Here is a 25326-nt window from a genome sequence, read left to right as displayed (position 1 = left end):
TATAATTTTTCGTCAATTAATAGTGCTCATAGAGAAAAGAAAATCTTCATTACTAGGGCCCCTTCCACTCTAAATTATGCATACCACTCCACAATTTCTTGACATTTATTCCATATACTTAAAATCTCATATATATGGAAAGGAGTCTACAAAAGTGAAACATTATGTAGCAACAGGGTTAGCAATTACTTCTTTATTAATAATTACAGGATGTTCTAGCAATGCTGAAACAGCACCAGCTAAAAAAGAAACGGTGCAATCTCAGCCAAAAAATAAAGAAACAGCAACTACGATTCCGCAAAACTTCTATAAAGAAATTACATCTGGAAAAATCGAGCACATTCATGGAATTGGCTACGCGGGAAATATGCCTGGGGTTTCTATCGCAACTCACAGTGGTATAAAAGTTTATCAAAATGGTAAATGGTTTGAAACTACGACTGAGCTACATGATTACATGGGATTTCAGGCAACAAAGAATGGATTCGTTGCCAGCGGTCATCCTGAACCAGGTGCAAATTTAAAAAATCCTTTAGGGTTAATGAAAAGTTCTGATGGCGGTAATACCCTCGAAAAGCTAGCGTTTTATGGAGAATCTGATTTTCATAACCTTGCTGTCGGATATAATACGGAAGCAATTTATTTATACAATGAGCGTCCAAATTCTAAATTACAACAAGGTTTTTATTTCAGTACGAACAACGGACAAGATTGGAAAAATAGTAAATTAAACGGTCTTTCAAGTACAATCCATTCCTTTTCAGCACATCCAGATCAATCTAGTGTAGTCGCGGTAAGTGCTAAAGACGGTGTATATTTGTCTACAGATTATGGAAATACATTTGAACTATTTTCTAAACCAGTTGAATCGACCGCAGTTACATTAAGTAATGAAGACATTATCTATGCCTCTATTAATAAGCAAACTGAGCAACTAATTACGAAGAAATCAATTGCTACAAATGAAGAAACAAACTTACAGATTCCATCTTTAGATTCTAAAGATACAATTATGTACATATCACAAAATCCTCAAAATTCAGCTGAAATAGTTTTTGCTACAATGAAAGCAAATGTCTTTCTTTCTATGGATGACGCTAAAACGTGGAAGCAGATTACTAAAAATGGAACATTACAATATAACTAGTTAGAAAGGTGAATATAACGTGTTTTCAACAGTTAGCGAGTGGAGTTATCAACTCATGTCTCCTTTAATGGATATCGCGAATGCTACGAAATCAATTCCTCTTTTATTTGCGTTTTTATTAGGCATTGTAGGTACCCTTTCTCCTTGCCAATTAACAGGAAACATTAGCGCTATTACACTTTATCCCGCATTAACGGGCAGTAAAACTCCCACCTCAAAATTCGGATAGTACAAAGAAGTTAGGTGGGATATCAACTGCCCGTAAATGCCCGATTGGTTCAACTAATAATCAGTGGGGGATGAACAACCCCCCCACTGATTAAAGTTTCACTTTATGGCAATCAATCTTTACAAAAGGGACATGCATGGAAACATATATTGTTATTCATTTTAGGAAAAATAATAGCTTTTACGACACTTGGACTATTAGTATGGTTCTTAGGAAAAGAGATTCAGCAAATATTAACTTTGTATTTCCCATGGTTACGAAAAATAATTGGACCTTTATTAATTTTAATGGGGCTAATGTTGGCAGGTATTATAAAAGGAAGAAGTTTCTTCTCGATCAAATTTATACGAAAACAAAATGAGGTTGGCTCATTTTTACTTGGATTCTCTTTTCCTTAGCCTTCTGTCCGACTATGTTCGTTCTATTTTTCGGAATGTTAATCCCTTTATCTTTCTCATCTAATTATGGATACTTGTTTCCGACATTCTTTTCGATAGGAACTGCTCTACCTATCGTTGTACTTATGTTCATCATCTCCTACCTTGGATTAAATGGGACTTTACTGAAAAAGAGCCGAAAAATAGGAAAAAACATTCAGCGTATAGCCGGTGTTCTCCTTATATTAATCGGGCTTTATGATACTGTCCTATATTGGTAATACACACAAAAGGTAAGCTTCAGTGAAATGAGCTTACCCTTTGTATCATTTTATTCATTTTTTCTTTTGTTGTAGTTGGCTTAGTAAATTCGTAACAAACGCCAGAAACAGTGCGTCATTTTCTTTTTTAGGTGACCATTGCATAATAAGTTGTCGTGGAATTTTAATTTCTATCGGTTGCACGATGAAGTCATGAATAATTTGTTTATGAAGTCCTGATAATGGAACGATTGTTATTCCTTTAACTTGTAAAGCCAGTGCTAACGCCGAACTAATTGTCTCTGATTCCATCACTTTATTAACTACTATTTCATTTTTCATCAAATATGGTTCAAGTACTTCTTTACAACCAGAGAGCGGCATTATAAAAGGATAATTTTTCAACTCTTTCATTGTAAGACCTGATGGAACTGACTTAGAAGAAACCATAACATACGGATCTTCACCAATTACATCATAATGAAATCCTGGTATTAAATTTTCTTTTATAGAAATAGAAAAATCTGCACTTCCAGAAGACAGCCAATCTAACACTTCTTGATAGCTTCCTTCTCGAACTGCAAGCACATACTGACTTTGATCAAAATTACCTAGTTCGATACACTCCGCCAAACAATATACAGTAACTGAAGGATATGTAGCTAATACAATCTTATACAAGTTATTATTTTTTAATTGTAAAGCTGTTTCTTCAAGGTTTTCATACTCCATTAGAAGTCGATCTACACAAACTAAAAATTCTTTTCCATTTTCAGTTAAAACAGTTCCTTGTCTAGAGCGATCAAATAATGTTATAGCATATCGTTTCTCTAATTTGTTTACGATATGAGTTATAGCCGGCTGTGTCATATGTAACTCCTTAGCTGCTAAACTAATGCTGTTCAAACGAGCCACGTATTTAAAAACTTTAAAATCAAAAACGTTCATTCTGTTCTCCTTATATAAAAGTTATTTATATCATCTATAAATAAGCTTCATTATATTTATCAATCCACTTCATATACACTAATTATACATCATCAATATTACGAAAAAATAAACATATAAACATTAGAGGAGTGTTGATTAAATGAGTACTTACGTTTTAGTACATGGAGCATGGCAAGGTGAATGGGCATGGGATTTAGTAAAACCTCAACTAGAGGCTTTCGGACATACAGTTATTACACTAGACTTACCTGGAAGTGGGAAAGATACAACTCCATCACAAAATATAACATTAGATTCCTATGTTAATGCAGTAACAACTATTATAAATCAACAAAATGAAAAAGTTATTCTTGTTGGACATAGTATGGGTGGAATTGTGATCACTCAAACCGCTGAGCTTATACCAAATAAAATCGATAAATTAGTATATCTTTGTGCATTCTTGCCACAAAATGGAGAAAGTCTTGGTAGTAAGTTAGACGGAGAAGCTGGCCCACAATTCTCTATAAATGAGAATGACATAACCGCAGAACTTATACCAGAGTTGATTGAACAAACATTTTTAAATGCTACAGAAGACGGTTCTATTAAAGGAGCATCTTTTAATCAAATGCGTCCTCAACCACTAGGACCGTTCCAAAAAGAGCTGAAAATATCAGAAGAGAACTTTGGAACTGTAAATCGTATTTATATCGAAACAACTCTAGATAGAGCAATTCCGATTGATTTTCAGCGCCGAATGAATACAGAAACTCCTTGTGTGAAAATCATTACTTTGGAAGCTGATCATTCTCCATTCTTTTCTAAAACAGCAGAACTTGTTAGTCACTTACATGAATTAAGCTAAACTTTATATTTTCCTTGTAGACACCCACTTACTGTAATACGGGTGTCTACTTTTCTTTTACCCTTCTTGACATATTCATATGAAAAAGTTAAAATAACTATAAATTAGTAAGTAACTAATTTAATTTAAGATAAGAGGTGAACAAAATGCAAAACATTTTATTCCGTATTAACGAATTATCAAAAAAAGAAAGAACATTTGGATTAACAGTTGATGAAAAACAAGAACAACAAATGTTGCGTCAAAACTATACAAAAACATTTCGCGGGAGCTTAGATTCCATTTTATTAAACACAAAAATCGTTGATCAAAATGGTCTTAACGTTACACCAGTTGCATTACAAGATGCTCAAATACGTTTAAAATTAAGCAAATGAAATCAAAGCTAAAAAAACAATCGTATAAAACATAAAAAGAGCTGAAATTCCTATATAGAAATTCCAGCTCTTTTTATTGTCTTTTCTAATTTAGTAAACGAGCGATACATCGCAATTCTCCACGATACAATCATCGCAAAAGCGAGTAAGAAAAATATTCCACTTAATTGGGTTAAATCAATCGACTGACTTAAATATGATTTTAATGCTACCCGGACAGCTAATAAACCAACTAAAATAAATATGAACGCTTTTGATGGTTTCATATATATGTCTTCGCCTCTTATTTCGAACTTAGATGTTTTAATAAGAAATATAGAGAAAATAAGTCCTACGCTAATTGCCTCTACGATTTCTAAAGACGTTAATCGAAACTCTGGTAAGAAGTACATCATTGCACCAGTGCTCATAAAAATTGGCGGTAATATAATTTTCTTTTTCGTTACCGGTTTTTTCGCTGACTTAAAGCGAAGAAACATAACTCCAACGGCCATACAAACCGCTACTATACTTGATAAAAGTGCTAAACTCATACTCTCCACTCCTATCTATTTAAAAGATTTTTTGAGCAAAATCATAAACCAAACGAGCCCAACACTTATAATGACATGACCTAAACCAGCCATATGGCTTAAACCATTAAAGTCAGTTCCATTTACTTGTAGAATACCTCTAAATACCATTGTAGCAATAGTAAAAATTAATCCTACATTATAAACAACAAACCACGCACGAAAACTTTTTGTTTCACGGACATTAAATACTTTAAATAGAGCTAAAGCGACCAAAAAGAATACAAAGCCGAGCACTAATACGTGTGTATGCACTAATTGCAACATAGTGGATCCTTTAATGCCTTGCGCTTTCGTATACTCTCTAGCAAATACACCTGATAATAAACCAATAATTAAGTAAATGAATGCTGCATTATATAATTTCTTCATCATATTCCTCCTGCTGTAAACTTTCCATATTCACTGCAATCATTTTACGCAAAGTTTATGAACGGAATATGAACAGATTATTACATTCTATTATTGAAAATAAAAAAGGCCATTCCACAACTATTAATTGTGGAATGGCCTTTTAACTTATTTTAAATCTTCAATTGAAAAGGCACCAGGCAGTAACTGCTCTACAGTCACTTCTTTTTCATCGCCTTTTACATTTGTTAGTAAAACTGGCATTTTCGGATCACAAAATTCAGCAATAACTTGTCTACAAGCACCACATGGTGAAATAGGTCCGTCAGTTTCTCCTGTAATGACTAAGTAACTAAAGTCGCGCTCACCTTCTGATACTGCTTTAAATATTGCTGTTCTTTCTGCACAGTTACATAAACCGTAAGAAGCGTTTTCTATATTACAACCAGTATAGATTTTACCTTCTTTTGTAACTAGCGCTGCACCAACAGGAAATTTAGAATACGGAATATACGCTTTCGATAACATCTTATTTGCTTCTTCGATATATTTTTTCTTATCCATATTATTTCCTCCTCAAAGTAAATGTAATTATGATTAGTCAGTAATAACTGTATGAACTAATTTAGGAGCCACTGCTGTTTCAGCGATAGAAATGTTCTCATAGATTTTTGCTTTTACATCTTCTACATTTTCGCGATTTGCATAAATCGTTACGAACGGCTCGCCTTCTTTTACTGCATCGCCAACTTTTTTACGTAACATTAATCCTACCGCTAAATCGATTTCATCTTCTTTTGTCGCACGACCTGCACCTAATAACATAGCTGCGATACCGATTTCATCTGCAACAATGTTTGAAATCACACCTGAAGTTTTTGCAGGTACATCAATTACATACTTCGCCTGTGGCATTTTTTCTGGATTATCTACAATTGAGCTGTCTCCGCCTTGGTTGCTTAAGAACTCTTTAAACTTCTCAGTTGCTTTTCCATTTTTCATCACTTCAATTAGCATTTCACGAGCTTCTTCTAATGTATTTGCTTTTTTCGCAAGTACGACCATTTGGCTTCCTAATACAAGTACTAATTCTGTTAAATCTTCTGGACCTTCGCCTTTTAAAGTATCAATTGCTTCCTTCACTTCTAGAGCGTTACCAATAGCAAAACCAAGAGGTTGTGACATATCTGAAATTACTGCCATCGTTTGACGTCCAACATTATTTCCGATACGTACCATTGCATGAGCTAATTCTTTTGCATCTTCTTCGGTTTTCATAAATGCACCCGCACCTGTTTTTACATCAAGTACGATTGCATCAGCACCAGCTGCAATTTTTTTACTCATAATTGAACTTGCAATTAGAGGAATTGAATTTACTGTTCCTGTTACATCACGTAATGCATAAATCTTTTTATCAGCAGGTGTTAAGTTTCCTGTTTGTCCGATAACAGCCACTTTGTCACGGTTTACAATATCAATGAACTGTTCTTTCGTAATTTCAACGTGGAATCCTTCTACCGCTTCTAATTTATCAATTGTCCCGCCCGTATGTCCTAAACCACGACCAGACATTTTTGCTACTGGTACATCTAAAGCAGCAACTAATGGTCCTAATACTAATGTTGTTGTATCACCAACACCGCCAGTTGAATGCTTATCTACTTTAATGCCTTCAATTGCTGATAAGTCGATTGTTTCTCCAGACTCAACCATTGCCATCGTTAAATCTGCACGTTCACGATCCGTCATATCTTTAAAGAAAATTGCCATTGCAAGTGCACTCGCTTGATAATCAGGAATACTTCCGTCTGTATAACCGTTAATAAAGAAATTAATTTCTTCAGTCATTAATTCTTTTCCATCACGTTTTTTCGCAATAATATCTACCATTCTCATTGTAATCACCATTCCTTTTTATATTATATGAATCTGTTAAAATAATAAGCCAACGATTGTTGCTGATAAGAAACTTACTAACGTTGCACCGAAAAGTAATTTCAAACCAAATCTTGCGACTACATTCCCTTGTTTTTCATTTAAGCTCTTAACTGCCCCAGCAATAATTCCAATTGAAGAGAAGTTTGCAAATGAAACTAAGAATACAGATATAATCGCTGTCGTTCTATCTGAGAAATTAAAGTTTCCTTGTGCTAAATCTGTCATCGCAACAAATTCATTTGATACAAGTTTTGTCGCCATAATATTCCCTGCGTTAACTGCTTCATGCCATGGAACACCCATAATAAATGCAAATGGTGCAAATACATAACCAAGAATTTCTTGGAATGAGATACCGATTACACCTTTAAATACTGCATTAATGAATGCGATAAGGGCAACGAAACCAATTAACATAGCTGCTACTGTAATCGCAACTTTAAATCCATCTATAATGTATTCCCCTAATACTTCAAAGAATGTCTTTTTCTCTTCTTCTTGTACTTCTAACATATCTTCTTCTTCAGTAACTTCATACGGGTTAATGATAGAAGCAATAATGAAGCCACCGAATAAGTTAAGCACTAAAGCGGTTACAACATATTGCGGTTTTAATAACACCATATATGATCCAACGATAGACATAGATACTGTAGACATTGCAGATGCACATAATGTATACATTCTTTTCTCTGGCAATAATCCTAGTTGTTTCTTAACTGAAATAAACACTTCAGATTGTCCTAAAATCGCAGAAGCTACCGCGTTATATGATTCGAGTTTCCCCATCCCATTTACTTTACTTAATACTAGACCGATAGATTTCACAATAATAGGTAATACTTTAATGTGTTGCAAAATACCTATTAAAGCTGATATAAATACGATTGGCATTAATACACTTAAAAAGAATGAAAACTCTTTTTGATTTACTAATCCACCAAATACGAAATTCACACCATCAGCGGCATATTTTAATAATTCTCCAAAACCATCTGCTATTCCGCTAATTAATATATTCCCTACGCTTGTATTTAATAATAAAAACCCCAAAATGAATTGTAATATAACCATCGTTATGATTGGGCGATATTTGACTTTCTTTCTATCATTACTAGCAAGCCAAGCGATACCTAAAATCAATACGAGGCCTAAAACACCGATTAAGTATTTCATAAGCCGTCTCCTCCCATTCGTATCCGCTTACATTCTTTTCAATTGTTATAGCAATAGATACACTTTACTTTAAACGTGTATCTATTGCTTTTCACACTTTATTAATTAGTAATTATCTGTAGCACCTTTTGCATCATTTAATACGATTGCAACACTAGCACTTGCTCCAACGCGAGAAGCTCCAGCCTCTACCATTTTGTCTGCATCTTCACGTGTACGAACGCCGCCAGATGCTTTCACGCCAACGTTTGGTCCAACTGTTTTACGCATTAATGCGATATCTTCTGCAGTTGCTCCGCCAGTTGAGAATCCAGTTGAAGTTTTTACGAAATCAGCGCCAGCTTTTACTGATAATTCACAAGCACGAACTTTTTCTTCATCTGTTAGAAGGCAAGTTTCAATGATTACTTTTACAAGAGCTTTTCCTTTTGCTGCTTGTACTACTTCATAAATGTCTTTTTCAACGAACTCATTGTCGCCATCTTTTAAAGCACCTACGTTGATTACCATATCAACTTCAGTTGCACCTTTTGCGATAGCATCTTTTGTTTCGAATGCTTTTGTTTCAGTAGTGCTTGCTCCTAATGGGAAACCGATTACAGTACAAACGTCTACATCATGTCCAGCTAATTCTTCAGCAGCTAGCTTTACCCATGTAGGATTAATACAAACTGAAGCAAATTTGTATTGCTTTGCCTCTTCGATTACTTTCATAACATCTTCTTTTGTAGAATTTGGTTTTAAAATTGTATGGTCAATTAACTTTGCAATGTTCATTATCTTCACTCCTCATATCTTTTAACAACTTCATTCTAACTCTTAGTTGAACAAATGTAAATACACTTTTGAACTTTTGTTCATTCTTTTTTAGAAGGGAATTTCTAGTAATACATTGAAAGTAGTATAAGCTTGTAAATAAAGGATGTGAACCACTTGTTTAAGTCAAAATTCTTTATATTCACATTGCTAGTATGCACCTCACTATCCATATTTATTTTTTATAAAAGGGATGTTATTTTCCAAGAAGGAAACCCAGTTCCATTTGCTTTAGCTATGTCTAAGATGGTTATTCAAGATAAAGAAATGGTGGAAGTAGAACCGATAGATAATCAATACCCCTACTTAGTAAAGCGCGGAAAAATGGAACCTTTTATCGATATGATGGAGCAAGATGGCTGGAGTTTTGTAGATAGAGATATTATGGCTAACTCACTAATTTTTGAAAAAGGAGATCAATCAAAGAGCGTTCCTTACAAATACTTTACAAGGTACTACACATTGATTTATTCATACTAAAAATAAAAGGCTTTCTCAAAATTAATATTTTGAGAAAGCCTTTTATTTCTAACCTTTTTGATAATGTAACAATTCTTTCGCTGTATGCTGATCTATAATTAGTACATTTGCATACCCGCCACGTAACGCACCGTCAATTGCTTTTATTTTTCTATTACCACCTGCAACTAAAATAGAACGTTTCTTTAATTTAAGTTCCTCTAACTCAATTCCAATTGTACGCTTATTAATTTCTTCGCTACTAATATTTCCGTCTCCATCAAAGAAGCGTGAACAAATGTCACCGACAGCTTGTTCTTTCAAAATGTTCGTTTCATCCTTATCTAAATATCCTAATCGGAATAATAACGCTTCATCACGCACTGTTCCAACAGTGAAAATTGCAATATTTGCTTGTTTCCCCATTTCAATAATGTGATGAATATGTCTATCTTGCTCCACTAATTCTTTTGTCACCGCATTATCAAATATAACTGGAAGAGGTAGATTTCTTGGCGTCGTTTGAAAAGCATCTGCAAATAACGCGATCGTTTCATTCGCATATGTATTTACACTTGAGTGACTAATGCCACCTTTTAACTGGACAACCTCTACACCTTTCACATGTTGCGGTACGATTTTTCTAGCGATTTCATACATCGTCATTCCCCAGCTTACACCAACGATATCACCAGTTTTCACTGTCTTTTCCATATACTCAGCTGCATATTTACTAATATACTCCGTAATCGTTGCATATTCTGGTACTGGAGAAAATACGACATGCGCTTCTAACAGGTTATACTTTTCTTTAAGTAAATTCCCAACGTTATCTAAGTCAGCAAATGGATCAGCTATACTAATTTGAACAAATCCTTTTTCTTTCGCATACTTCAATAATCTAGAAATCGTCGGTCTTGAAATATTTAATTTATTAGCAATTTCTTGCTGACTATAATCTGATTGATAATATAATCTTGCAACTTCAACGCTTAATTGTTGTTTATCCTTATCCATAGTAACTCATTACATATCCTTTCCTGTATTTCCTTTTCGTTACAAGCATTATACAGCTTTATGCAAAAAAATTCGACTCCCTTATTTATCAACCTAAACTTCTACTCCACTTAGGATTTACAATGAAACTTTTATTTTTTAGCTTCATACACTCGATACAAATGATCTTGAATCAGATAAAGTGAAACTTTAATCAGTGGGGGTTTTGTTCATCCCCCACTGATTATTAGCCCTCACCAATCGGGCTTTTACGGGCAGTCCGACTCCCACCTAACTCCCTCGTATTCGCCGAATTTTGAGGTGGGAGTCTTACTGCCCGCAAATAGCGGGATAAATCGATTCATATTTAATTCATTCTTTTTGTTCTTTCTGTAGTAACAATAACAAACATTAAATATCGTTTATGGAACTTCCTTAACGTACGGTAAAGCCAAGTTTTTTAATATAGAAATTCCTTAGCGTGCGAAATTCACGTTTTGATGGCGAGACCCCATCGCCATCAAGCTAAAATTTTATAGTACCCCCAGAACGAAATTTTGTGCTACTTGTAACAAAAAAGCACATTTTTTCGTTTTGGGGAGCAACCAAATTCTTAACTTGATGGTGATGGGATATTTACTTTTCTGAGGTTGATAGCGATGGACGATATCCCTATTACGTAATGATTGTTAGACGTCCAATTTGATTACACTCTTCAGCGAACCAAAGATCGCCATCCGGACAAAACGTGATACCATGTGGCTCTGCATTATTTGTAGGTATCGTATATTCCGTAATAACTCCTTCAACTGTAATACGGCTGATTTGGTTACCTCCCCATTCTGTGAACCAAAGATCTCTGTTCTTCCCAGGTATTATGGCATGAGGACGAGCGTTCGGCGTCGGTATAACAAATTCTTTGATCTCACCTTCGAACGTAATTCTACCAATTTTATTGCCTATGATTTGCACAAACCATATTGCTCCATCTGGGCCGCTCGCAATTCCAACTGGCCCGGAGTTGGGTGTTGGGATTGGATATTCTTTGACCTCACCTTTAGTGGTTATTCTCCCAATCCTATTGTTCTGATTCTGTGTAAACCATAATGCACCGTCTGATCCCAGAGTAATAAAAGAGGGAAATGATTTGGAGTTAGGCAATTCAAACTCGGTGATTTCCCCTGACTTTGTTATTCTTCCGATCCTACCATTATTCATTTCTGTAAACCATATTGCTCCATCTGGTCCTTCCGTTATGCCAAAAGGTGCAGCGTTCGTTGTAGGGAGTACATATTCTTCAAAAAGACCGTTCATCGACATTTTACCGATCTTGCTTGAGTTATATTCCGTAAACCATAAGTCACCGGTCTGGTCCGAGATAATTGACATAGCTCCTGCATTTGCTGTCGGAATGGGAAAAGAATTTATTTCACCAGTAGCATTTATTCTACCAATTCGATTCCCTTTCTGTTCCGTAAACCACAATGCTCCGTCTTTTCCTACGGTTATTCCATATGGTCCTGAATCTATTTCATTGACCACATATTCTTGTATCGTGATCCTCATATCATTTCCTCCCATTGAAAATTTTGAGTCTTGTTTTTCGGTATAATTTAGTTTAAAAAAGGACATTCCTGGTATTACAGTGGATGCCCTTTTTGCTAAATTATAAGATATTTTGTTAGAATTCAAAGTCTAGAATCATTTTACTGGTTTGACCTGTAAACTTATAATTATAGGACCCTTTCAGGCTTTCTAATTCACCAGTAGCTTTGATGATTGTTGCAGGGGAATCTAGATTTCCTTTATCAAATATCCCTTGCTCTATAGCTATAAATGTCCCTCGTTTTCCCTTATAAATTCCTTCGAAATGTAAAAATCCAGAAATTTTAGCAGTAGCCAAGTGACCATCATCTATAGTTGATTCTAAATAATATAATAAATATTCAACAAAAGCTTTTCCTTTTAATTCACCGTCAATATCATATTCGACATGGGCAATATTAATAGGGAAATCTTTTCTAGTGTCATTGACTGGCTTTTCATCCCATTTACTTACTGTAAATGTTACTTCCATACGCGTAAACCTCCCTTCATCATTAGATGAGTAATCTACCTCCAGTATATCACCTAAAAAGTACCATCAATAATTATATCTCATAGGAGTGTTTCTAAAGTAACGGATGCTGCTGGTAAGACCCTGTTAAGAGCAAAAGACGACTTATTTTTTGTTCTTCTTATATGACATTGAAAGTAAATTTTTATTTAACAGTTTACTTTCATTTTTATTAAAAAAGAACACGTAGAAATTACTACATGTTCTTTATGAGACGGTTCATTTTTAAATATTACGTATCTTCTAGATTTTTCTTATTATATAGTTGTGTCCTTCTATTTCTTTTCCCTCATTTCAACAGCAAAGTTCATGATCTCTTCCTCTGTTAATTTTTCTTCAGTGGTTAAGATCGGACGGATTACTCTATACGTTTCTTAATTATTTCAATTGTACTAGAAATTGTGAATTAAAAAAGAGAGCCGTAGCCCTCACTTTCAATTAATAGCAATTAAGGATGCTTCGAGGGTATTTAATAGTCTACATTTTAAGGAATGTAGGCTAAGTAATATAAGTTAATCTGTTATTAATTTTGAATAAATACTTAGATCAATAAACTTTTCATTAGATTTTTCACACTTTCTCATTGTCCCTTCGAATGTAAAGTTTAACTTTTGTAAGACTTTTATTGAATTGATGTTTTCAGATTCAACTTTTGCTTCTATTCTATTGAATTCTAAAGTACTAAACGCATAATCCATTAAAGAGAGAATGGCTTCTGGCGCATACCCCTTACCCCAAAAAGCTTTACTAATATCGTAACCAATTTCTGCTTTGGCGTTTTTGAAATCAAATGAATTATAACCACAAGAACCGATAATTTCATTTGATTCTAATTCAATTATTGAATAACGAATAGCTCTGTTTTCCCGAGATAACTTATCAAGCATTTCAATCATATCTACCGCTTGGCTTTCATCAGTAAAACTATTGATATTCATAAATTTTGTAACTTCTGGATCCGCCCAAATTGTAAACATGCTAGCTGAGTCTGATACTTTCATTTTTCTTAAAACTAATCTTTCGGTTTGTAGTTCTGTAATCAATATTTTTACCTCCATTATGTTTTTATTTTGGGGTCAAGATATTGATATCTGCGCATAGTTCAGTCCCTTCGTGTTTCAAGATAATATTATTATAAAAGCTATAAAGGATGAATCAATAAATTTCAAAAATTTGGTTATGTTACAGTTTATGATAACTGCGTAATAAAGAAAAATGAAACAATTGTATTGTGATTTTTAAACATCTTTAATTTTATTCTTATTTACCGTTCGTTGAGAGCAATTATTTTTTAGTTGCTGTATTTCCCATTGCAATAGAAATTCTATTCCAACTGTTGATTTGATTAATTACCAGAACAAGGTCAACATATTGTTTCTCGTCATAGTGTTCACGTACTCGCTTATATAGGTCTTCAGGAACTCTTTTAGTGGGAATTAGAGTAATATGCTCAGATAGTTCAAGAGCAACTTTCTCTTCAGGTGTATAAAAATCACATTCATTCCAAGCATTCAAGCAATAAATTCGTTGTTCGGTTTCACCTATCTTACGGGCATCTGATGTATGCATATCCATGCAGAAAGCACAACCGTTAATTTGAGAGACTCTAATCTTTATAAGTTCTCTAGTAATTCGATTAATTGTAGATTTCTTAGTGTACTTCTCCATATCCATCATAATTTTCATGCCATCAGGTGCAACATCATAGTAGGAAATTCTTTGACTCATAAGGCAAGACCTCCTTTGATTTTAAGATACTTATAATTATACCTTCATACGAACATTCGTGCTATTTTTTTGTTTGTAAAGCATTCGAAATCAAAGAGAATTTCAGTTATAGACAGTGTAATTAGTTGTTTCATGGTACGTAAATATCGCAAATGAGTAACCGTATTTTCCAAACAAATATTTTCACTTTTTAATTACTTTATTATTACCGTCAGAATAAATTGAATAACTCTATTAATTTTTAAATGATTTTATTATAAATGAAACAATTTTATTATCACCAAACAACTACATAATTTTGATCAAACTTTATTCGAAAGCTACAGTGTTTTTATCTTCCTATAGTTATTTATGGGGATTTAGTTAATTTTTTCGTTTTGGAGAACAACTAATTTCTTAGCTTGATAAGCATGTGACGAGACCCCCTGCCCGTCAAGCTAAAGTTTTAATGTACCCCCAAAATAAAAATTTTCTTTCACTACAGTTAATTACTTTGAGAAGTCAGCGGATTTTTTCATTTTAGGGGGATTTTGTTTTGTTAGCTTGATAGTGATGGGATACAGCCAACATTTTGGAAGTTTTATATGCTAAGCGAATTTTAACCTAAAAAAGTCGAATTCCTGTACGTTAAGTGAAGTGGCATTTCATTCACATAATCCCTATTATCTGAAGTTAATAAAGTCTGTTACACTCTCTTCTTTAAAAACGTTTCCATAATATCCTTCTTGAATCTTTTATAATCAAGCTGAAAAGCTACATTATGCGTTTTATAGCCTGGATTAGTAGCAAAACGAAAGTCTGCAATACTTTGACCAAATCCTTCTCCTTGATCAGGAATTACTTTAATGGGTACTCTTGAAAGGCCAACAGCCTCTTGATTCAGCAAATACCACACTGTTACAAAATCATGCATAGGGCTTCCACTTATACCAGGATTAGACTTAGAGTAGAATTTATAATAATAGTCTAACATAGGTTTGATGATGAGTCCTGCAAGATCCTGTGTATTCCGATGAAATGCATCGATTTGCTGGACCATTTCGGGTGTAACAATCGCATGTTGAGTCACATTTAAAGGAATAATTGTCAAGTTCTTTGCATGCTGCAGAATTAAGTTTGCTGCATAAGGGTCTGAGTAAAAGTTAGCTTCAGCCACAGCAGTTACGTTACCTGGATAGAAAAAAGCTCCCCCCATGCAAATACATTCTCTTACGTTTCGCATTGTTTCTAAATTCAACACAAAAGTCGTAGCTAGCGAAGAAAGTCTTCCTAAATTGATAATTGTAAGATCTTCTAAATTTGATTCTATAATTTGATAAATATCATTTAAAGGATAAACTGGATATGAAATTTCAGGGGGAATGATAGGTCCTAATCCGACTTTTCCATGTACCTCAGGGAAATACTGAATCAATATACCTGTCAACGGTACAGAAGCACCAAGGAATACGGGTATCTCTTCTCTTCCCGCAATGTACTTCAAATAGTTAATATTTCTTATTGCATTTTCTCTGGATACATTTCCATAATCGGCTACAATTCCTACAAGTTGAATGTCTTTACGAAAAAAAGTGTACAGTATAGCAAACGCATCATCAATCCCCAAATCTGTAAACAGGAGAACCTTTTTTTTCATATCTCTTCCTCCAAAATCTATAGAATCCTACTTTCACTAATGATGTAGTGATCAGACTAAGCTTGTATGTATATATTTTATGTATTCTTAAAGAGTGGATTCTATTCACTTGAAATAGCTTTGCTCATCTAAATTTGATATTATGTTCAAGCGTAAGTTTCTGTTCTTAAGTTCATAGGCATGGTGTGCTATCCCATGCCCATCAACTTAAGAATTTTTTAACACCCCAAAACGAAAAAACAAGTTAAATTCTCATAGATAACTATCTTATAATTAATTATATAATTTATTTTTTAAATATAATAATATAAAGATATCATTCTTAAAAGGGGGGGATTCAAATTGGTTAAAAACTTACCTTTATACTAATAGTTATTTTAATACTAGATGTAAGTTCTTCTACATTAAGTACGGACGGATACTTTTCTCCAGTTATAGAATGGTCTTTAATGATTATAAGTATTATTTTAAACATTACTGCAGTTATAGGCTTATCACTACACGTCTTTGTATATCAACCTATGAAAAGATTTGAAAAAATTAAAATGAAATCTTCAAATAAAATAATTATATTTGAGGTAACACCACCTCGCCATCGAGTGTTGATTTAGAAAAAAGTTTAATTATAAATATTTTATGATATTCAATAAATTTAACTTATAAAAATATTTTTATTCTTATTCAACTATCCTGCCCCGTTAGTTTAAGTACATTTCTTCACAATTTTTACAGTGATAGTAACATAAATACCCAACAAAAAATCATCTCACCTCTAGAAATCTATAATGGCAGTTTTAGAATAAGCAAATAAGAGAAATAACCACCATTGATTATTTCTCTTTTCATATACATATTTATTTTTGGAAAAACAACCTAACTCCAAATACTAACAATACTGCGCCAGTAATACCTTCTATTGTACGGTTCACTTTTTCTTTTCTTAAAAAAGTTCTTAATTGACGTATTAGTGAGATATAAAGTAAATACCATATTGCTGTCAAAGTCGTAAATGTGAGTCCTAACAAAAGAAATTGGAAGAGATGACTTTGATTGCTCACAATAAATTGGGGTAAAAAACTAAGGAAAAACACAGCAGTTTTTGGATTTAAGATTGCCGTGGTAAATCCTTGTCTAAAACTTTTAATCGTTCCAATATCCTTAGAGTTCATTCCCACTGAACCTGACATATCTTCTTTTTTATGTAAGGCACTTTTAATTGACTTTACAGCTAAGTAAATTAAGTAAAAAGCCCCAGCATATTTTATAAATGTAAATAACATAGAGAATTTCATTAGGATGGCAGAAAGTCCTAGTGTAGCCATTATTGTATGAATCATCATTCCAGATACCGTTCCTAAGACGGTCTTTATCCCACCATTTTTACCATGCGAGATAGTGTTTTTTGTAACTAAAGCAAAACCGGGACCAGGCATTATTATGATTAGGATTGCTGTAAGGATAAATAACAAATAATTTTCCATGTTCTAGTATTTCCTTTCCAATTTTTAGTTTTGCCTATAGTATAGCTTTTTTACTTAAAATATTAAATATAAAAAGCGTGATCAAGAGTTTATCAAGGTTATTAGTATCAATTTGACCAAACATTATCCTAAAGTTACATTGATAAAATGCACGGCAAACTTATGGGTAAAATTACAAGCTCGTCTCTCACAAAAAACGGGATAAAAAATAAACAGCGGAACTAGTCCACTGTTTATTTCGTCACACCCTCATGTAATTTTTCTGTATAATCTTTTACATCCTTCCAGCTATCTTTCGCTGTATTTAAATCTTCTTTTATAAAGGTAAATTCTTCAGGGCTGATTCCTTTTACGTTTTGTAGTAAATTATTATATTTCGCACCTACCGTATACCACTGATTTGATATGTTTTGCAGTGCTGTAATTGCTGCATCAATTGTTTCTGTCATATTAGTCGTTTTATTTTTCACATCTGTCAAAATTGCCACTTCTGCTTGTGCTCCTGAAATTCTATTCTTTAAACTGGCTATTTCTCGTTCTGCATTTGCAATATCTTTTTTCGCAATCGCAATCATCGGTCCGCCAGCAAGACATGTTATTAGCGCTACGCAAAGTACACCACCAGCAATCACCATATCGTTACTCTTTTTGATCGAATCGTTATATGTATTTATTTGTTGCTCTAGAGCTGGAATACCAGCATTCGTACTTGCCAAAATCGCTGTTAATTGATTTGTATCCTCTTTAAAACTATTTGTGTCTTTCGCCATTCTATCGCGAAAAGCTTTCAAATTCCCTAATAATACATCTACCTCATTTTGATTCTTTAAAATGTCCGCATACAACTTTTCTAAATCCGCTTTTAACTTTACGCTATCTTTTTGATCAATCGCTAATAGCATGTCACTATAGTACGCTTGAAAAGTATTGTTGTAATCAATAATATTTTGATCCGTTTTCATAATTTGAGGCTTCATATTATTTAACCAATATGCCGCATTAATTTTTGCATCTTTTTGATGCTGAATCATATTCCCTCTTAAATTACCATTAATTGAACTTATTTTACTCAAATCAGTCTCTTGTTGATTTTGAATTAATTTTGCATATGAATCCATCGCAAATATACTTGATGTCGTTTGCGCCATTACATCTTGGAATCCTGCTGGTCCGAGAGAATAATTTTTTGCACTCTCTTGCAATGTTTTTACGTTTTGTTCCGCTGCAAAAGGATGTAAAGGAAGCACATTACTCGTTGCCACTCCAGCAAGCATTATCGTTAAAAGGCATTTCTTATAAAATCTTTTCTCCATACTTTTCACCTATTCTCTTTATAAGGATATCAAAAGCTCCTGCTCACAACTGAACAGGAGCTTCAACTCATTCATTAATACTTAACGCTCTTACGATTCTTATTCAATTATGCTTTTTTCGTATCTACTACTTTAATATCTTCAGCATAAATCTTTTCTGCATAGTCTTTAATGTTTTTCCAGCTATCTTTAGCTATATTCAAGTCTTCCTTAATGAAAACAAGGTCGTTTGGACTAATAGAGTCTACATTTTGAAGTAATGAATTATATTTCGATCCCATTGTATACCATTGGTTTGAAATATTTTGCAACGCTGTAATTGCTGTATCAATTGTGTTTGTTAAATACTCAGTTTGTGTTTTAATGTTCGTTAGTCCTGCCACTTCTAATTGGGCAGTTGTAACTTGTCCTGTTATCTTTTGAATTTCTGCCTGTGCATTATCAAGCTCTTTCTTCGCTAATACGATTCCAGCTGTTCCACCACCTACAGCTGCTGCACCACCTGCAATTAACGCGACTCCTAGCGGCGTTCCTGCACCTGTAGCAATAACTACTGCACCACCGATAATTGCAATTGGCCCTAGAGCTGTCGCAACTGATGAACCGATAATAATTGCATTATATTTACTAATCGCTTCATTGTACGTTGTAATTTGATTTTGCAGAAGCGGGATTCCTGCATCTTGACTAGCTAATATAGATGTAATTTGATTTGCATCACCTTTGAAGTTTTGCGTATCGGACGTCATTTTGTTTCGGAATTTTTTCAAGTCTTCTACTAACTGATCTACTTGCGCTTTATTTTCATTAATACTACTTGATAATCTAGTTAAACCTTTCGTAAGAGTCGCTTTATCCTTTGCATCAACCGCAGCGACTAAAGTATCATAATAGTTTTGGAATTTCGTATTGTAATTAATAATATTTTGATTCGTTGAAATAAGCTGTGGTTTTAATACATCTAACCATTGCTTCGCATTTCCTCTAGCTGTATCCTGGTGCTGAATCACTTTCCCTTTTAAAGCCGCATCAACAGACGATACATTACCAAAGTTAACATTACCTTGTTTAATAATTGTTAAAGCGTACAGATCCATTACTAAAGCGTTTGAACCTGTTCTTTCCATTGCATCTTTCAGGCCTTCTGGTCCTAATGAATATTCTTCGTAGTCATTATAAGCTTTTGCTACAGCATGAACTGGAGCTTGTTTCACTGTACTTTCAGCAGCATACGTATGGGCTGGCATAATATTCCCTGCTGCAAATACTGCCATAAGTGCTGATAGAGCCATTACTTTATATGGTTTTTTTGTCATTTTTCTTCTCTCCCTATATCGCTAATTATTTTTCTGTTTAATGTACTTCAACGTTTGTAACGTAATCTTCAAATTGATTTGTTTGCTTATTCATTTCATCACTTACTTTTTTAAGTTGATTGAAATGTTTTTGAAGTAAACTACTGTCTGTATACGTGCCTTCTTCAATATTTGTTTGAATTTGGATCATATTATTGTTTAAAACTTTCCAATCCGTTAATAACGTCTCTAAAGTTGTAATTTGGCGATCAATTAGTTCTGTAAAGCTACTTACTTGATCTTCAACGAATGTAATTTGTGTTGCCTCTAATTCAGTTTGTGATAACTTTTGAATAAGTGGTAATAACTCTTTTTGCTTTTGTTGAATACGAAGAGCAGCTTCCCTCGTTTGACTATCTGCAGCATTTACAATTTCATTACTTAACGTACCGATAGAAACAAAATCGATTGTTTTCGTTTGTGCAGTTTGATTTGTGATTGTAAATACTTGTTTACCGATATTAATAGAACCTTTAATAATTTCTTGTGGTCTATTCAAAATAGTAGTTAGTTCAGCTTGAATTTCCCCTTGAATTCTTTTTATGTCTTCTCTTAATTTCACAATATCTCCACTTGATCCTTGCAGTGTTTTTATTGCTTCATCAGCTTTAATTGATAAGTTATTACTATCTTTGTCTAATACCGTTTTAAATCGATTTAACTCTAATAAATCTTGCTCCATACTCTCTTGAATGCTTTGGACTTGCAATTGTAATTTTCCATATGCGTTTGTAAAATCTGCTTTTGCCTGTTCATCTTCATTTACTTTTCCTGCTAGTTCATAGAGCTTACTATAATAACTATTAAATCTTGTGCTGTATCTCATCATTTCTTGATTTAAGTCGATTAGCTTCGGATTATATTCATCAATCCACTCTCGTACATTCGCCTTTGCAAATTTTTGATGATTCGTCAAACTACTCATCGCATTTACCTTAATGTCTGGTTGTTGTAAAATAACTAATCCGTATGCTTGTATAAGCGGTGACTGTGATCCTAACATTCTAATTGAATTGGATAATGTATTTGGAGCAATTACATTTTGCGCATATACTGTTTTCACTTCTGTTTGCTCCCCCTTAGCGTAAGCGCTTACAGGAACGAAGCAACTCGTAGATACTGCTGTAACCAATAACCCTGTAATTAAAGTCTTTTTCACTTTAACTCCTCCTATGTATTAGCAACTATTACTATCGCATTTTAGTATTCTATTTTCTTGCAATTGATTTGAGATGGTTAAAAATAGAGAACGTTCTCACCGTGAGTCATGTACGAACCACCTCTCTCAAACTTTATTTCTACAGTACTTACTTATTGTTATAAAACACTTCATAACTTTTCATATGTGCTTAGTATGAATAAAACTGTATAAATTTTCTATCTTATTGCGATTTCCACATTCACACAGTGAATATATTACATGAAAATATTATTCATTTTAAACTAATTAACATATAAAAGTATGAAATTTCGTTTTGTTTTTATTAAAGTTTTGTACTGTAAGGTCATTTAAACACAGCTATTTATATAACGTAAAGAAGTATTTTAATTCCCTTTATTTTCAAGCTCTCATGTCCTTATCCCAAAATAAAATTCAATTCACTTTCTCGATTAAACTATCTATATACCACAACAGGAAACACTACATATTCATAATCATTAAAATTATACTAATATATTTTTTAGATCCATATGCAATTATGCATAGCATATACAAAAAAAGGATAACTTCACTTTCGTGAAGTTATCCTTAAAAAATTTCCTTACTTTTTCAAATGATACGGTACTGTCGTAATAACAACATTTCTTTTATAGAGTAAATACGCACGAATGAGTAAACTAGACTGATTATGAAGAATGTTATGCCAACCTTTTTTCGGAATAAACTGTGGTATAACGACCGTAACTCGGTAATTTGATTCACTCGCTTTATATTGCACTGTGTCAATAAATTTTGTAAGCGGCTGAATAATGCTTCTATAATGAGAATGTAATGTAACAAGCCTTACTTCAGGTTGCCACTTCTCCCATTTCTCTTCAAATTTCTTTTCCTCTTCTCTGTCAAAAGCAACATATACAGCGATAACTTGATCTGCAGAAAGAGCCTTAGCATAGTTCAATGAATTTTCTACTACATGAGTCATACCAGCTACAGGAACGACAATTACATTCCCTTCAATCGGAACAAGTGGTTCACAAGTTTTTAAACTTAATTGATCGCCCACTGCATCATAATGCTTCTTAATTCGATGGAACAAGAAGATAATGAAAGGTAAGAAAATAAGGATTGACCAAACTTGTGCGAACTTAGTTAAAAAGAACATGCTCATAACGATAAAACTAATGACTGCACCAATTAAATTAACCGTTAATCTTAAAGCCCATCCTTCAGGCTTTTCACGAAGCCATTTTAGTACCATTCCAGTTTGAGAAAGTGTAAACGGAATAAATACCCCTACTGCATATAGCGGAATCAAGTGTTCTGTTTTCCCCTGAAAAGCTACAATTAAAATAATCGAAGAAATCCCAAGTATAATAATACCGTTTGAATAACCTAGGCGGTCTCCTCTAATCGTAAACATTCTCGGTATGAACTTATCTTTTGCAAGATTAACCGCTAATAGTGGAAATGCAGAATAACCTGTGTTAGCCGCAAGAATTAATATTAAAGCTGTTGTACCTTGTATGAAATAGTACATGAAATTACGTCCAAAAGTTTGTTCAGCAATTTGTGAAACGACTGTTACTTCCTTACTTGGATTAATTCCGTAATAATAAGCTAAAAAGACAATTCCAGAAAATAAAACTGCAAGTAATGCACCCATTGCAAGCAATGTTTTCGCTGCATTGTTAGGTGCAGGATCTTTAAAGTTTGGAATTGCGTTAGATATCGCCTCAACACCCGTTAAAGCAGAGCTTCCTGAAGCAAATGCTCGTAACAGTAAGAACAAACTAATTCCCGCAACTGGTGTTCCAATTGGCGAATGCAGCGTGGGTGAAACGTGACCAGTCAAAATATTATATATTCCTACACCAATTAATATAAATAATGCTACAACGAATAAATAAACCGGATATGCTAAAACGGAAGCTGATTCCGTTACGCCTCTTAAATTTAAGATGGTAATCAATATGACAAATATAATCGCAATGATTACATTATGTGCATGTAAACTAGGAAAAGCTGATGTGAGCGCATCTGTACCTGCGGACACACTTACTGCAACAGTTAAAATATAATCGACTAATAAAGATCCTCCAGCTATTAATCCCGGATTCATCCCTAAATTTTCTTTTGATACAACATATGCTCCGCCGCCATGAGGGTAAGCAAAAATAATTTGTCGATAAGATAAAATAAGAGCTGTCAATAATACTAATACCCCAACAGCTATCGGAATGGAATACCAATAAGCTATTGCTCCAAGACCTGCTAGTGCAATTAATATTTGCTCTGGTCCGTATGCAACCGATGACAATGCGTCAGAAGATAAAATGGCTAGCGCCTTCGTTTTATTAAGCTTTTGCTCTCCTAACTCAGTTGATTTTAACGGTCTTCCAATTAAAAATCTTTTAATAGATGAAACCAATGCTGTCCACTCTCCAATAATTTTGTACGAACGATTCTGCTAGTTACAGCGATAAACTATTTCTTCAGAAAACAAAAATGTCTACAAGCCATAACGAAATAGACTTGTAGACATTATTTTTTTTGTCGCACAAGCTCCACCTTCCTTCTCAATATAACGCTTACGAGGTTAGCTGTCGGATTCGGGCCTATGAGTAGCCCTACCTTTTTCAAGGATTCACCCCATTGGATTATGTACTAATCCATAAGAACGGGTCCCCCGCACCATGCGGCTTCAGCGATTTAGAAAATTGAAACTGTGGATTATAATACTCCTTTATTTTCAAAAAGTAAACAAAAATTTTAAAAAAGAAAAAAATTAAAACGATTGCGCATAATCCACCGAAAAATATACATAATGAATACTAAAAATCCACAAAGGAGACCCGTATGTCTAAAGAAAAGAAGCCACTTTTTTCCGATTCCTATTTAGATGCAGTAGCAAATGAAATTAATCAGCTATATGGTAAACGTGAAAGAGAACGAAATACGACAGATAAACCGAAAAGAAACGAATAAATTGTCAAAAAGAAACAAAAAAAGGATAGCAACATTTATATTTTGCTATCCTTTACTCTTTTTCATACCATTTCTTTAGTAAAAATCATTTTTTCATATACCTTTAAATTTTGATACACAACACTTAATAAAGGCACATCTATAGACATTTCCTCTGCTAATTTCAATAAGTATCCTTGTAAATGCTTCCCTTCAATGAGCGAACCTTTTTCCATATCCCGTTGCATCGATGACTTCATATCATACGAAATTTTATCAATTGTTTTCATATGTTCCTCAACAATGTTTTCCTTTACCGGAGCTCCTAATGCCCTCATGATTTGCACAGATTCTTCAAATAAGTTTTGGATAAAATCGCGTCCACCTTCGCTTTCGCGAATCGGTCCTATTGGTGCACGCATTAATGTTGTCACACCTGACATTACAGTAATAAATAAATATTTATGCCACATATCTTGCGTAATATTTTCACTTAAAACAAAACTAGATTTCGTACCTGCAAATGCTTTGGAAATATGATTGATTCTCTCTGAATCTTGAGACTTAATTTCTCCAAATACAAGTCTGTTGGCAGCACTCGTTTGTACAATTTCTCCCTGATCGTTTAATGTCGTCTCGATAAAGCATAGACCGCCAATTACTTTCTCTTCACCGAATTCCTTTTGTAATAGTGATAAATGAGCGATACCATTTAACAATGGGATTATTACAGTATTTTCACCTACAAACGGCTTTAAATCTATGGTCGCCTCGTGTAAATGATACGCTTTTGTTGAAAATAAAATCACATCAAATGGAGTCGTTCTATCTTCTTTCGTTACCAATTTCGGTTGAAATGAAAAATCTCCATTAACACTACGAATAACAAGGCCTTTTTCTTCTAATTGCTGTTTTCTTTTGCTGCGAACAAAAAATGTAACATCTTCTCCCTTTTCTACTAATCGGCCACCGAAAAATCCGCCAACTCCCCCAGCTCCTAATACTAAAATACGCATACAACATCCCCCTTTTTCTAACACAATTATACTAATTTTAGTATACATAACATTAT

24 protein-coding genes, 2 pseudogenes and 1 riboswitch are annotated in these 25326 nt (G+C 33.8%); of the genes and pseudogenes, 7 read left to right on the top strand and 19 right to left on the bottom strand.

Annotated elements, in window-relative coordinates; genetic code table 11:
• The first annotated feature begins 154 nt into the window (after positions 1-154).
• The gene (locus MKY90_RS09405; RefSeq protein ID WP_341091160.1) at positions 155-1147 is read left to right on the top strand and encodes a F510_1955 family glycosylhydrolase; all 993 of its coding nucleotides are present in this window, start codon (positions 155-157) and stop codon (positions 1145-1147) included.
• Between the two features lie 19 nt (positions 1148-1166).
• Positions 1167-2034, top strand: a pseudogene (locus MKY90_RS30390) (urease accessory protein UreH domain-containing protein).
• Positions 2035-2088: 54 nt separating this feature from the next.
• Here MKY90_RS30390 and MKY90_RS09385 read toward each other — a convergent pair.
• Entirely contained in the window at positions 2089-2961 is an 873-nt protein-coding gene (locus tag MKY90_RS09385) for a LysR family transcriptional regulator (protein ID WP_001100323.1), read from the bottom strand.
• Positions 2962-3103: 142 nt separating this feature from the next.
• On the opposite strand from MKY90_RS09385, the gene MKY90_RS09380 reads away from it, so the two are divergent.
• Complete coding sequence (locus MKY90_RS09380; protein ID WP_002126841.1) at positions 3104-3811, top strand: alpha/beta fold hydrolase; 708 nt, start codon at positions 3104-3106, stop codon at positions 3809-3811.
• A 146-nt stretch (positions 3812-3957) separates the two neighbouring features.
• Positions 3958-4188, top strand: a complete 231-nt coding sequence (locus tag MKY90_RS09375) for a DUF896 domain-containing protein (RefSeq protein ID WP_002126840.1) — start codon at positions 3958-3960, stop codon at positions 4186-4188.
• A 50-nt stretch (positions 4189-4238) separates the two neighbouring features.
• Here MKY90_RS09375 and MKY90_RS09370 read toward each other — a convergent pair whose 3' ends face one another.
• The 6 genes from MKY90_RS09370 to deoC all read right to left on the bottom strand — a co-directional run bounded on the left by MKY90_RS09370 (position 4239) and on the right by deoC (position 9005).
• A complete protein-coding gene (locus MKY90_RS09370) occupies positions 4239-4721 on the bottom strand; it encodes a CcdC family protein (protein ID WP_098168092.1) in 483 nt (160 codons plus the stop codon).
• 15 nt (positions 4722-4736) lie between these two features.
• The gene (locus MKY90_RS09365) at positions 4737-5132 is read right to left on the bottom strand and encodes a DUF2871 domain-containing protein (RefSeq protein ID WP_000737878.1); all 396 of its coding nucleotides are present in this window, start codon (positions 5130-5132) and stop codon (positions 4737-4739) included.
• Positions 5133-5279: 147 nt separating this feature from the next.
• On the bottom strand, positions 5280-5675 hold the full coding sequence (locus MKY90_RS09360) for a cytidine deaminase (protein WP_000358532.1): 396 nt from the start codon (positions 5673-5675) through the stop codon (positions 5280-5282).
• 33 nt (positions 5676-5708) lie between these two features.
• Positions 5709-7010, bottom strand: coding sequence for a pyrimidine-nucleoside phosphorylase (locus tag MKY90_RS09355; protein ID WP_078185659.1), 1302 nt, complete (start codon positions 7008-7010; stop codon positions 5709-5711).
• Positions 7011-7046: 36 nt separating this feature from the next.
• Positions 7047-8228 carry a NupC/NupG family nucleoside CNT transporter gene (locus MKY90_RS09350; RefSeq protein ID WP_002035026.1) on the bottom strand — a complete coding sequence of 394 codons (1182 nt, stop codon included), beginning with the start codon at positions 8226-8228 and terminating at the stop codon, positions 7047-7049.
• Between the two features lie 105 nt (positions 8229-8333).
• A complete protein-coding gene (gene deoC / locus MKY90_RS09345; protein WP_002012110.1) occupies positions 8334-9005 on the bottom strand; it encodes a deoxyribose-phosphate aldolase in 672 nt (223 codons plus the stop codon).
• A gap of 156 nt (positions 9006-9161) precedes the next feature.
• On the opposite strand from deoC, the gene MKY90_RS09340 reads away from it, so the two are divergent.
• Entirely contained in the window at positions 9162-9524 is a 363-nt protein-coding gene (locus MKY90_RS09340) for a hypothetical protein (protein WP_002086260.1), read from the top strand.
• Positions 9525-9572: 48 nt separating this feature from the next.
• Here the strand turns inward: MKY90_RS09340 and MKY90_RS09335 are convergent, their stop codons facing one another.
• From MKY90_RS09335 to MKY90_RS09310, 6 genes are all read right to left on the bottom strand, one after another.
• Positions 9573-10520, bottom strand: coding sequence for a sugar-binding transcriptional regulator (locus MKY90_RS09335; protein WP_000356572.1), 948 nt, complete (start codon positions 10518-10520; stop codon positions 9573-9575).
• Between the two features lie 654 nt (positions 10521-11174).
• Positions 11175-12065 (bottom strand): Vgb family protein, encoded by an 891-nt coding sequence (locus tag MKY90_RS09330; protein WP_001223216.1) that lies wholly within the window; start codon positions 12063-12065, stop codon positions 11175-11177.
• Positions 12066-12180: 115 nt separating this feature from the next.
• Positions 12181-12576, bottom strand: coding sequence for a DUF3224 domain-containing protein (locus tag MKY90_RS09325; protein ID WP_002141295.1), 396 nt, complete (start codon positions 12574-12576; stop codon positions 12181-12183).
• A 551-nt stretch (positions 12577-13127) separates the two neighbouring features.
• Positions 13128-13658: a GNAT family N-acetyltransferase gene (locus MKY90_RS09320; RefSeq protein WP_002126830.1), complete on the bottom strand. Its 531-nt coding sequence runs from the start codon at positions 13656-13658 to the stop codon at positions 13128-13130.
• A gap of 241 nt (positions 13659-13899) precedes the next feature.
• Positions 13900-14343 (bottom strand): carboxymuconolactone decarboxylase family protein, encoded by a 444-nt coding sequence (locus tag MKY90_RS09315; RefSeq protein ID WP_000083030.1) that lies wholly within the window; start codon positions 14341-14343, stop codon positions 13900-13902.
• Positions 14344-15028: 685 nt separating this feature from the next.
• Complete coding sequence (locus MKY90_RS09310) at positions 15029-15979, bottom strand: nucleoside hydrolase (protein WP_002126827.1); 951 nt, start codon at positions 15977-15979, stop codon at positions 15029-15031.
• A 342-nt stretch (positions 15980-16321) separates the two neighbouring features.
• On the opposite strand from MKY90_RS09310, the pseudogene MKY90_RS09305 reads away from it, so the two are divergent.
• A pseudogene (locus MKY90_RS09305) lies at positions 16322-16590 on the top strand (hypothetical protein).
• A gap of 243 nt (positions 16591-16833) precedes the next feature.
• On the opposite strand, the gene MKY90_RS09300 reads toward MKY90_RS09305, so the two are convergent.
• The 5 genes from MKY90_RS09300 to MKY90_RS09280 all read right to left on the bottom strand — a co-directional run bounded on the left by MKY90_RS09300 (position 16834) and on the right by MKY90_RS09280 (position 23718).
• Positions 16834-17460, bottom strand: coding sequence for a LysE family translocator (locus MKY90_RS09300; RefSeq protein WP_063217820.1), 627 nt, complete (start codon positions 17458-17460; stop codon positions 16834-16836).
• A gap of 233 nt (positions 17461-17693) precedes the next feature.
• Complete coding sequence (nheC, locus tag MKY90_RS09295) at positions 17694-18773, bottom strand: non-hemolytic enterotoxin subunit C (protein WP_063217821.1); 1080 nt, start codon at positions 18771-18773, stop codon at positions 17694-17696.
• Between the two features lie 107 nt (positions 18774-18880).
• Complete coding sequence (nheB, locus tag MKY90_RS09290; RefSeq protein ID WP_000162968.1) at positions 18881-20089, bottom strand: non-hemolytic enterotoxin NHE subunit B; 1209 nt, start codon at positions 20087-20089, stop codon at positions 18881-18883.
• Positions 20090-20126: 37 nt separating this feature from the next.
• A complete protein-coding gene (gene nheA, locus MKY90_RS09285; protein ID WP_098168096.1) occupies positions 20127-21287 on the bottom strand; it encodes a non-hemolytic enterotoxin NHE subunit A in 1161 nt (386 codons plus the stop codon).
• Positions 21288-21891: 604 nt separating this feature from the next.
• Positions 21892-23718 carry an APC family permease gene (locus tag MKY90_RS09280; protein ID WP_002126816.1) on the bottom strand — a complete coding sequence of 609 codons (1827 nt, stop codon included), beginning with the start codon at positions 23716-23718 and terminating at the stop codon, positions 21892-21894.
• A 142-nt stretch (positions 23719-23860) separates the two neighbouring features.
• A riboswitch (cyclic di-AMP (ydaO/yuaA leader) is annotated at positions 23861-24007 on the bottom strand.
• Between the two features lie 139 nt (positions 24008-24146).
• On the opposite strand from MKY90_RS09280, the gene MKY90_RS09275 reads away from it, so the two are divergent.
• The gene (locus MKY90_RS09275) at positions 24147-24275 is read left to right on the top strand and encodes a hypothetical protein (protein ID WP_002086273.1); all 129 of its coding nucleotides are present in this window, start codon (positions 24147-24149) and stop codon (positions 24273-24275) included.
• A gap of 62 nt (positions 24276-24337) precedes the next feature.
• Here the strand turns inward: MKY90_RS09275 and panE are convergent, their stop codons facing one another.
• The gene (gene panE / locus MKY90_RS09270) at positions 24338-25270 is read right to left on the bottom strand and encodes a 2-dehydropantoate 2-reductase (protein ID WP_098168097.1); all 933 of its coding nucleotides are present in this window, start codon (positions 25268-25270) and stop codon (positions 24338-24340) included.
• Between the last annotated feature and the right edge of the window lie 56 nt (positions 25271-25326).

The sequence above is a fragment of the Bacillus sp. FSL P2-0099 genome (assembly GCF_038007445.1).
In the GTDB taxonomy this organism is placed as follows: Bacteria; Bacillota; Bacilli; order Bacillales; family Bacillaceae_G; genus Bacillus_A; species Bacillus_A mycoides.
This window is presented reverse-complemented; position numbering and strand designations above follow the sequence as displayed.